The sequence below is a fragment of the Streptomyces sp. PH10-H1 genome, from assembly GCF_030063355.1.
Lineage (GTDB): Bacteria > Actinomycetota > Actinomycetes > Streptomycetales > Streptomycetaceae > Actinacidiphila.
The window spans coordinates 1-7895 of record NZ_JASISZ010000147.1; the positions used below are offsets into that span (position 1 = coordinate 1).

At 68.1% G+C, this 7895-nt stretch carries 11 protein-coding genes; 4 read left to right on the forward strand and 7 right to left on the reverse strand.

What is annotated here, in order from left to right; all coding sequences use genetic code 11:
* The first annotated feature begins 355 nt into the window (after positions 1-355).
* Complete coding sequence (locus QMK24_RS40115; protein WP_283471842.1) at positions 356-871, forward strand: hypothetical protein; 516 nt, start codon at positions 356-358, stop codon at positions 869-871.
* A gap of 74 nt (positions 872-945) precedes the next feature.
* Here the strand turns inward: QMK24_RS40115 and QMK24_RS40120 are convergent, their stop codons facing one another.
* From QMK24_RS40120 to QMK24_RS40130, 3 genes are all read right to left on the reverse strand, one after another.
* Positions 946-1395 carry a hypothetical protein gene (locus tag QMK24_RS40120; RefSeq protein WP_283471843.1) on the reverse strand — a complete coding sequence of 150 codons (450 nt, stop codon included), beginning with the start codon at positions 1393-1395 and terminating at the stop codon, positions 946-948.
* A gap of 57 nt (positions 1396-1452) precedes the next feature.
* Positions 1453-2331, reverse strand: coding sequence for a hypothetical protein (locus tag QMK24_RS40125; RefSeq protein ID WP_283471844.1), 879 nt, complete (start codon positions 2329-2331; stop codon positions 1453-1455).
* 207 nt (positions 2332-2538) lie between these two features.
* Positions 2539-3126, reverse strand: a complete 588-nt coding sequence (locus tag QMK24_RS40130; protein ID WP_349307962.1) for a restriction endonuclease — start codon at positions 3124-3126, stop codon at positions 2539-2541.
* Positions 3127-3402: 276 nt separating this feature from the next.
* Between QMK24_RS40130 and QMK24_RS40135 the strand changes: the two genes are divergently transcribed.
* A complete protein-coding gene (locus QMK24_RS40135) occupies positions 3403-4509 on the forward strand; it encodes a ParA family protein (protein ID WP_283471846.1) in 1107 nt (368 codons plus the stop codon).
* Positions 4506-5666 carry a ParB/RepB/Spo0J family partition protein gene (locus tag QMK24_RS40140; RefSeq protein ID WP_283471847.1) on the forward strand — a complete coding sequence of 387 codons (1161 nt, stop codon included), beginning with the start codon at positions 4506-4508 and terminating at the stop codon, positions 5664-5666. Before QMK24_RS40135 ends, QMK24_RS40140 begins: the two co-directional genes overlap by 4 nt.
* A gap of 70 nt (positions 5667-5736) precedes the next feature.
* Here the strand turns inward: QMK24_RS40140 and QMK24_RS40145 are convergent, their stop codons facing one another.
* Positions 5737-6255: a hypothetical protein gene (locus QMK24_RS40145; protein WP_283471848.1), complete on the reverse strand. Its 519-nt coding sequence runs from the start codon at positions 6253-6255 to the stop codon at positions 5737-5739.
* A gap of 149 nt (positions 6256-6404) precedes the next feature.
* Here QMK24_RS40145 and QMK24_RS40150 point away from each other — a divergent pair, with 149 nt between their 5' ends.
* Complete coding sequence (locus QMK24_RS40150; RefSeq protein WP_283471849.1) at positions 6405-6680, forward strand: hypothetical protein; 276 nt, start codon at positions 6405-6407, stop codon at positions 6678-6680.
* Between the two features lie 111 nt (positions 6681-6791).
* Here the strand turns inward: QMK24_RS40150 and QMK24_RS40155 are convergent, their stop codons facing one another.
* From QMK24_RS40155 to QMK24_RS40165, 3 genes are read right to left on the reverse strand one after another with little or no spacing between them, the layout of a single operon-like run.
* Positions 6792-7037 (reverse strand): hypothetical protein, encoded by a 246-nt coding sequence (locus QMK24_RS40155; RefSeq protein WP_283471850.1) that lies wholly within the window; start codon positions 7035-7037, stop codon positions 6792-6794.
* A complete protein-coding gene (locus QMK24_RS40160) occupies positions 7034-7318 on the reverse strand; it encodes a hypothetical protein (RefSeq protein WP_283471852.1) in 285 nt (94 codons plus the stop codon). Before QMK24_RS40160 ends, QMK24_RS40155 begins: the two co-directional genes overlap by 4 nt.
* 16 nt (positions 7319-7334) lie before the next feature.
* Positions 7335-7715, reverse strand: coding sequence for a hypothetical protein (locus QMK24_RS40165; RefSeq protein ID WP_283471853.1), 381 nt, complete (start codon positions 7713-7715; stop codon positions 7335-7337).
* Positions 7716-7895: the final 180 nt, after the last annotated feature.

Genomic DNA, 7895 nt, shown 5'->3' on the forward strand with positions numbered 1-7895 from the left:
GGGTGGGGGTGGGTTGGGCGGGGTTCGGGGAGAGGGGAGGGGTGCCCCTTCGGGACACCCCTGCGGGCAGACTCCCGCGCCCTCCCCCCGGCCGGCCATCGGCCACCCCAACACCCGCCCACCGGCACCACATCAACAGCCACGTCCCAGCTTGCAAACCAGAAATACCCGGCTAGGCCAGCCGCAACAGACAGGGCGCAGCGCTGACTAAGCCACCACCGACAAGGATGGCCGCACAACCCAGCGCCAGCGCCGCCAGGTGCCATCCGGCTCAGCGACTGCGGCACTGCCGCTGATGCCTACGGGCCGACGATATTCGCGGTGCTCGCTATGGAGTTGCTGCAAGACTCCGCTCATGAACCCACTGACGCTGCGCGCGATGATGCCGCAGCTTCCTGACGACGTCGGTGCGCACGTCGCCTCCCAGGCGCTGCTCGGGGAAGCTGTCAAAGCCGAACTGATGATGGACAGCTTCATCGCCGCCCGCCTCGGACGTTCTACCTACGAAGTTCTCCTTCTGCAGAGCAAGGCGATATGCCACCTGAGCATCAACGTCAAGATCGGGCTGCTGGAGGAGCTCATGGGGGCTGAGGAGTGGGACGACGATTTTCCGTTCGTCATCCCAGTTCTTCGCGCCCTCTTTGCTCTGCGGAACAAACTTGCCCATTCCATCCCGTACTTCATGGACGGAACCGACCAAGGCGAGGTCACAGCCAACCTCTGGTCCTCGCGGCGAGGCAACGTGAAGTTCGAGGAAGTGAAGGTCTCCACGATCGTTGGCCTGGTCCATTCATCCGCCCACGTGACGAGCGTGGACATGGCATTCCTGCATGTCAGGGCACTACCGGAAGGGTATTGGTCGGCCAAATGAACCGTAGCCGCGGGCGCCCAGGCCCAGTACCGGTTTCCGGACCGTAGCCCTCAGGCCATATGGCCAGCCTCCACTTACTCCTCCTCCCAATCGAGCCGACGGTGTTTGGCGGCACGCCGGGCCTCCCGCCGCGCCTCTTTGGCCAGCACCTCGGCCCACTCAGCCTCCGCTTTCGCCAGCCGGTACGGGCAGACGATGTCCAGCACCCGCTCGTACGCCCGCTCCCGCACCTGCCGCCCCGGCCACACGAGCAACCCACCCCGCACGTACCGGCGCACCATCCATGGCTTCACGTTCAGTCGATCGGCCACCCTGGCCACGCTGGACCGCTTCGTGATCCGGGGACGCTCCCCCGGGTCAGCCTGCTCCCGCTCCCTCACTTGCTCATTGATCAGGAACACCACCTGCGCCTGAATGCCGTCCGGCACCAGCTCCCAGCACACCTGGCCCTGCCCGTCGTCACCGGAGAAGTCGTGCCACTGCGTGCACAACACCGGCCGCATCGTGTTCGTGTCATCGCTCATGTCCCCACCCTGCAGAACTCGGGCTGTGGACAGAGACGAGCCGTGAGCAGTAGCGGACTACTCCCCCAGCTCCATCAGCAGCTGCTCACGTTCGGCCGCTTCACGTTCCAGCACCGCTTCGAACACCGCCCGGTCGTGCCGTTCCTCGATCGCCCGGCGGACCAGGTCCAGCAGCACGTCCGGGGGCAGCGCCTCGGCCTGCGTGGTGCCGGCCGGGGTGAACGCGCGCCGGTCCGTCGCCTTCGCCGGCGCCGACGGCAGCCCGTAGCGGGCCACCTGCTCCTCCGTCACCGCAACCCGCACCAGCTCGCTCCGTCCCCCGTGCGCGTGGGCGAACGCTGCGACGTCTTCGGCCAGGGCAACCGGCAGCCAGACCCCGGACGGGTCCAGGTCCCCAATGTGCAGCAGGCACAGCGGCCGGGTGTCGGCGGCGGCGCGCAGCGCGGTGTTGCGTTTTTCGGGCAGGGAGTTGAAGCCGCCGCCGGAGCGCACGTCGATGCCGTAGGGGTGGGCGATGCGAGTCAGCATCGGGGCCATGCCCGCGCTCTCGCAGAAGATCTCGATCCGGGCCGGCTGCCCTTCCTGGCGGTCGAGGCGGAAGTTCGCGGCGGCCTGGCGCATCTGGGTGCGGAAGTCCGCGGGGCCGGCGAACGCGGGCGGCGGGGACAGGCAGGTGCCGGAGTCGTCCCGGATCGCCTCCCACGCGATCCGGTCCGCACGCCGGGCCATGCCCAGCACTTCGGCCAGCCGCTTGTAGGCCCGCTCGGTCTTGGGCAGTGCACCGTCGGACACTGCGGCGTAGAACACCTGGCGGATCGACAGCGGCAGCTGCTCGGCGTACCGGGCCAAGATGACGTCGACCGCCACCAGGAGCTCCACCGTCCGCGGCCGCGGCCGCCAGGCCGGCTGATATCCCCGCGGGCGGTGATCGGGCATGTTCGGCTCCCTGGACGGCGCTCGGTGGGAGGGACGCCATGGCGTCCTTCCCTGCCAGATTGCCGTATCGGGCCGGCTGGGCGGCCGATGCCGGGCCGGGCGTTGACCCAGTAACCCAGGAACCCAGGAGAACACCATCACCTGGGGAAACGGCCTCCCCACGACCCAGTAACCCAGATCAAAACGGCCGTACCGACCACTGTGGGTTCAGGTTGCCGTGTCGGGCCGGGTGGGCGGCAGGCGCCGGGCCGGGCGCTTGGGAGCGGTCTTGGGCTTGGGGCGTTTGTGGGTACCGGAGCGGGTGATGTCCAGGGCGAAGAACGACGTCAGCGGCGAGCCGGTGTTCCAAAAGCCCAGGAGGTCGAGGTCGATGAGGACCAGGGCTTGTCTGGCGGCGAAGTCCCGGCCGGGCTTGGTGAAGGGGCACGTCGCGACGAACACGGGGATGTCGGCGCCGTGCTCCTGGCGGGCGGTGCCGTTGAACGTCTGGATGTCCCGGCTGCCCACCGACCGGTGCGGCGCGTACCGCTTGCACTGGATCACCAGCTTGCGGCCGTCGGGCAGGAACGCGATGACGTCGGCACCCAGATCCCCGGATCCTCCGACGCGGACGACGTCGGTGCAGCCGTCGCGGCGGCACAGATCCGCGACGTACTCCTCGAACTCCCGGTCGTTCATCGCCAGCACCGACTCCATGGTCCGGCGCGCGTCCAGGCGGGCCTGCTCGGCCAGGCGCAGCTGCTCGGCACGCGCCTCACCCCGGCCCACCCGCGCCCGCCCTACAAGGACCACCACGGCTCCGACCGCGACCAAGCCCGTTAACACCAGCAGTAGTTGCATGGCTGTGCCCCTCCCCCGTCGTCGGAGCCGAGTGTGGGCGCTTTGCGGGGGGTCGGACAAGACCGCGTTGATCCGGGTTGAGTGGCACACGGCCTGATCAACGGGGTCTGCGATGGCGTAGTGCTGTTCCGTTGGGGCGACACGCGGGTGGCTTCGCTGCTTCCTGGACCGAAGCGGTAAGTTGCCCGCATGACATCCGCGAGTGGCGAGGAAATCGCCGAAAAACTAATCGTGAACCTCACGCCTGAGATGCGCAGGGATCTGAAGGTCCGGTCGGCCGAGCGCGGCTTGAACCTCGCGGATGCCACCGCGCAGGCGCTGGCCGCTTGGTACGAAAACCCGGAGGCCGACGCTGTCGAGGTCAAGGGGGCGAAGAGCTGGGGTACTTATCTGCCGGCTGGAGGCGTCGCCCGCTTCGTCGCCGAGTGCGATAGCCGCGGCATCACCAAGGTCCAGGGCATCGCCCAGGCCATCACGGGGTGGCTGCTGAGCAATTCCTCCCCCGGCAAGCGGTCCCTCCCCCAGCCGGTGCAGCGCATCCTTGTTGCCTTGCAGAAGGGTGGCGTCGGGAAGAGCTTCATCGCGGCCGGGCTCGCCCAGGCCTTCGCGGAACTTGGGCTGCGCGTACTGCTGGTCGACTACGACCCGCAGGGCCACCTCACCCGGCGTCTCGGCCAGAGGCTGATCCCGATCGACACGGGCGCGAGTCTTCTCGCGCACATGATCGGCAAGGCGCCGAAGCACCTCCGTCGCTCGATCATCGTCATGCCGGAGGAGCGGTTCGCCGGGCGCCTGCACTTGCTGCCTGCGTGCAATGACGCGTTCCTCTTCGACGCCGTCATGAGCCAGATGCGCACCGGCCGTGAGGAGTCCTTGGCTCGGGCTCTGGAGCCGGTCGAGAAGTCCTACGACGTCATCGTCTTCGACGGCCCGCCCAGCCTCGGCCTGTCCATGGACATCGCCATGCACTACGTGCAGCGCCGCCAGGACGAACTCGCCGACCGCTCCGGCGTGCTGATGCCCGTATGGGCAGACACCCCCAGCTTCGACGCTTACGACCTCTTCAACAACCAACGTCGTGAACTCCAGAAGATGACCCGGGTGCAGGTGGACGAGCTCGGCTTCGTCATCAACGCCTACGACTCCCGCCGGGGCGCATCCGTGCAGAAGAAGCGGGAGGAGTGGGAGGAGCGGGCCAACCCAGGAGTGCTGCACGTCTTCGGTGACCTGAAGGAGCAGCGCGACGCTACCGACCACAACACCCCGCTGCTCGAGTGGGCACCCGACTGCGAACTGGCTGAAGGACTTCGCAGCATGGCGAAGGAGCTGGCGGCGTGAGGAAAAAGGACAGCGTCCCCCGCTACCAGAGCGAGACGCCGGATCCGGAAGGACCCACTCGCAACGACATGCTCAACCACTACGGCCTCGGCGGAGCTCCGGAGACTGAGGAAGAACGGGAGATGCGTGAATGGGAGGAGGCCCAGGCACGCAAACTCAACGGCGAACCGGTGTTCGTCCCGAGCCAGCGGGTGGCGCTGGAGGAGCTGTCCCCCAACCCGGACAACCCGCGGGGCACCATCGACGTCACGGACCCGGAGTTCGTCGGACTGCAGACCAGTGTCGCCAGTATCGGCGTCGTGCAGGCCCTGACGCTCTGCACCCGCGAGGCCTTCCTGCGGCACCACCCGGAGCATGCCGACACGATCACGGGAAAGTACGTCATCGTGGCCGGGCACCGGCGCCGCCTCGCCGCGCAGCTTTCGGGTTGTGAGGACGTCCCGGCTCTCGTCGACGACGACGCCGCAGTGAATCCCCTCATGTGGGCAGCCGCGGAGAACATCCAACGCGCGGGCCTCAACCCGATGCAGGAAGCCCGCGCCTTGAGCGTGCTCACCGACAAGCCGCCTCTCGGCCAGGGGCTCTCACAAGCAGTGGTGGCGGCGGGTATCGGCAAGACCCAGAGCTTCGTCTCCCAGCGCATCGTGCTGTTGAAACTCGTCCCTGAACTCCAGGACAAGGTGCTGGCGGGGACGCTCAAGGTCAAGCGGGCCGCGCTGCTCGCCAAGCTCGGCACGGCAGAGCAAGGGCCGGCGGAGCAGGCGTTGCGGTCCTTGGTGCCGCCTCTGCAAGCAGAGATCGACGGTGGCAAGCTCAGCGACATCCGCTTGGCGCTGAAGGTAGCTGCTCTGCCTGCCAACCAGCAGGTACCGGCGCGCGGGAACAGGGGTGTGCCCCTCGCCCCTGCCCCGGCGACGCCCAGCACAGATAAGCGAGACGCGCCGCAGGATGAGAAGGCGTCCGTGCCCGCCCAGTCAACGAAGCCACCGAGCCCCGGCCCGGAGGACGATGCAGCTCCCGCCAGTTCCCCGGGGCCGGCGCCGGTCATCTCTCTCAGAGAACCGGCGCAGATCGCTGACGACCTGGTCCGGTATCTGACGATCGCGCAGCTGGAGGAACTGGCCAAGGTGCTGATGGATCGTGTCGCCGCACGGTAAGGCTGCCCTAATTATTTCTGAGAAATAATCCGGGCAGGAGGGGTCTGCCAGTCGGCGGGCCCCTCCTGCGTCACAGCCCGGAACTCTCAGCGGCTTGCCGGCGGGCCTCAGCCTCCGCTTCCTTGCGCTCCCGCTCCTTGGCCCGCCACCCGTCCTGAATAATCTTGAGGCGCTTGTTCTCCTGCGACACGGACTCCTTGAGCGCCTGCTGGGGGGTGAGGGGGCGGGCGGCGCGCCCGGCCTCTTCCGCTTTCTGGCGGGCGATACGACCGCGGGCCGCGCCTTTGGCCTTGGTCTCGCACTCCTCATGGACAGGCTTGCCGCGTGCTACGGCGTCTTTACTGATGCGGACGTTGTCCTTGATTGGGCGGCCGCACATGGCGCAGACAGCCGGACCGCGACGCCGGGACGGGGTAGTGGCTGCCTTGGCGCGCAGCGCCGGCTGTTGCTCGGTCGTCCCGTCGGCGCGGGTGATGGTCACCGCTGAGGCGGGCGGGATGTCGTACGACCGGAGGTCTGTCGGAGTGGCTCGGTGCTGCTGACCCTTCCGGCCGGCTCGCCCACGCGGCACTCTGCTGCTGTTACCCATGGGCGGCAGCGTAGAGGCTCCCGGAGACTAGGTCTCGTGTGGCGCTCCCGCGCTCGCCGCAATGGTCGGCCCCGGGAAATTGCCGGCATTATCAGTTCTGTCGGTGTGCCTGTCTAACGTTGCTGCTATCGAGAGATAGGAGTCGCGCCATGGCGGACCTGTACACGAAGAACGGCAAGCCGCTCAGGAGTGACGGGCGGAACGTCCACGATGCATCGGGGCGGCATGTGGGGCGGATCGACGGCAAGAAGGTGTTCGGCCGGAACGGGCGCTACGTCGCCACCGTCGTCGGTAACCGGCTGGTCTACCGCTCTGTCGACAGTGCCAGCATTCGGGGTCCGTTCGCGGCCTCGCCCAAGGCCGGATTGGCATCAGCCTCTGCTGTGGGATCCGCCGTGTGGGGGGACGAACCGACCTTCAACTGACGATCGCACGTCGGTCCCCTCCGGATATTTCTCAGAAATATCCGGTACGCCAAAGGCCCTGCCGGATTCACTTCCGGCAGGGCCTTCGTGCTCTTCAGGATGGGTGCGAGTTCAGTAGACGATGCGGACGGCGGTGACGACCAGGACGTCGGCGGAGACGAAGTAGACGACGAACGCGCCGCCGACCGTGACGTCGCGGTAGTCGCGGTCGCCCTTGATGGGGGCAGAGCCGTGCCCGTACGGGTCACTGCCCAGGGTCTTGGCCATGGTCTGCTCGAAGACGGTGCGGGCGGCCGACGTCATGGCCTGGCGGGAGGCTTCGGCTTCGTCGGCGTACTGAATGCGGAAGCGGCTCACGCCACCCCCGTGCGCGGTTCGTCCTGGGGAACGCAGCCGGAGAAGTCGCCGGCCCGCAGCCGGGAGACGACGTCGTCGTCTGCCGACTCGGCGGCGTCCGGCAGGGCCCAGCGGGCGAGAACGCGGTGCAGGTCCTGGGCCGGGGTGTGGGCGATCTCCGTGTCGAACGCGGCGCGGTTCGCCGCATCGAGCGTGGCGCGGATGCCCTCGATCGTCGCGGGGATCTCGACGCGTTCCCCGCGGATGTGTGTGGTCCAGGTGGCTTCTGCGATGTCGCCCATGGTGGTCCTCCCTCGGCTACTGGCCACGGTACGCCGCTCGGAGGGCGGCGGGTGGGATCGGTGGGGGACTGGCCATCGGCTCGTAGATTGCTTCCCAAGGGCCGATGACCCGGGCGCGGGGGTAGTCCTGCCAGCCGGTGGCGGGCAGCTCGCCGGTGGCGGCGTCGACCAGGGCCAGCACGAGCGTCTCGCTGTCCGTCGGCTGGCCGGGCTGGGGGCGGGCGCGGTCCACGGTCAGCCCGGTGAGGATCGCCAGGTCGGTGTTCAGGGTGAAGGGGCGGGGGCGAGCGCGGGCGGCCAGGACCGCCCGGAACGCCTCCACCACGATGCGGTCACCCGGCTGCATTACGCCGGAGCCATGTCCGCAGCGCTGCCAGCGCGGTGTGTGCTCTGTCATCGGGAGCTTCCTTGATCGAAGGAGTGGCGCCGGGGCGGCCGGGCCTTGATGGGTGAGAGCGGACAGCGCAAGATCCTTGTAGGCGGACATTTTGGATCCCGCTTGGCGGACAGCTGATCTCCCTGTCGGTACGGCCGTTCGTGTGCTTTCGAACCCAGGTACCGAACTGGTGATCCCTCC

What these genes read in the sequence shown, in the direction of transcription:
- QMK24_RS40115 (WP_283471842.1), top strand. Translation starts at nt 356, where the DNA reads ATGAACCCACTGACGCTGCGCGCGATGATGCCGCAGCTTCCTGACGAC.
- QMK24_RS40120 (WP_283471843.1), bottom strand. Translation starts at nt 1,395, where the DNA reads ATGAGCGATGACACGAACACGATGCGGCCGGTGTTGTGCACGCAGTGG.
- QMK24_RS40125 (WP_283471844.1), bottom strand. Translation starts at nt 2,331, where the DNA reads ATGCCCGATCACCGCCCGCGGGGATATCAGCCGGCCTGGCGGCCGCGG.
- QMK24_RS40145 (WP_283471848.1), bottom strand. Translation starts at nt 6,255, where the DNA reads ATGGGTAACAGCAGCAGAGTGCCGCGTGGGCGAGCCGGCCGGAAGGGT.
- QMK24_RS40150 (WP_283471849.1), top strand. Translation starts at nt 6,405, where the DNA reads ATGGCGGACCTGTACACGAAGAACGGCAAGCCGCTCAGGAGTGACGGG.
- QMK24_RS40160 (WP_283471852.1), bottom strand. Translation starts at nt 7,318, where the DNA reads ATGGGCGACATCGCAGAAGCCACCTGGACCACACACATCCGCGGGGAA.
- QMK24_RS40165 (WP_283471853.1), bottom strand. Translation starts at nt 7,715, where the DNA reads ATGACAGAGCACACACCGCGCTGGCAGCGCTGCGGACATGGCTCCGGC.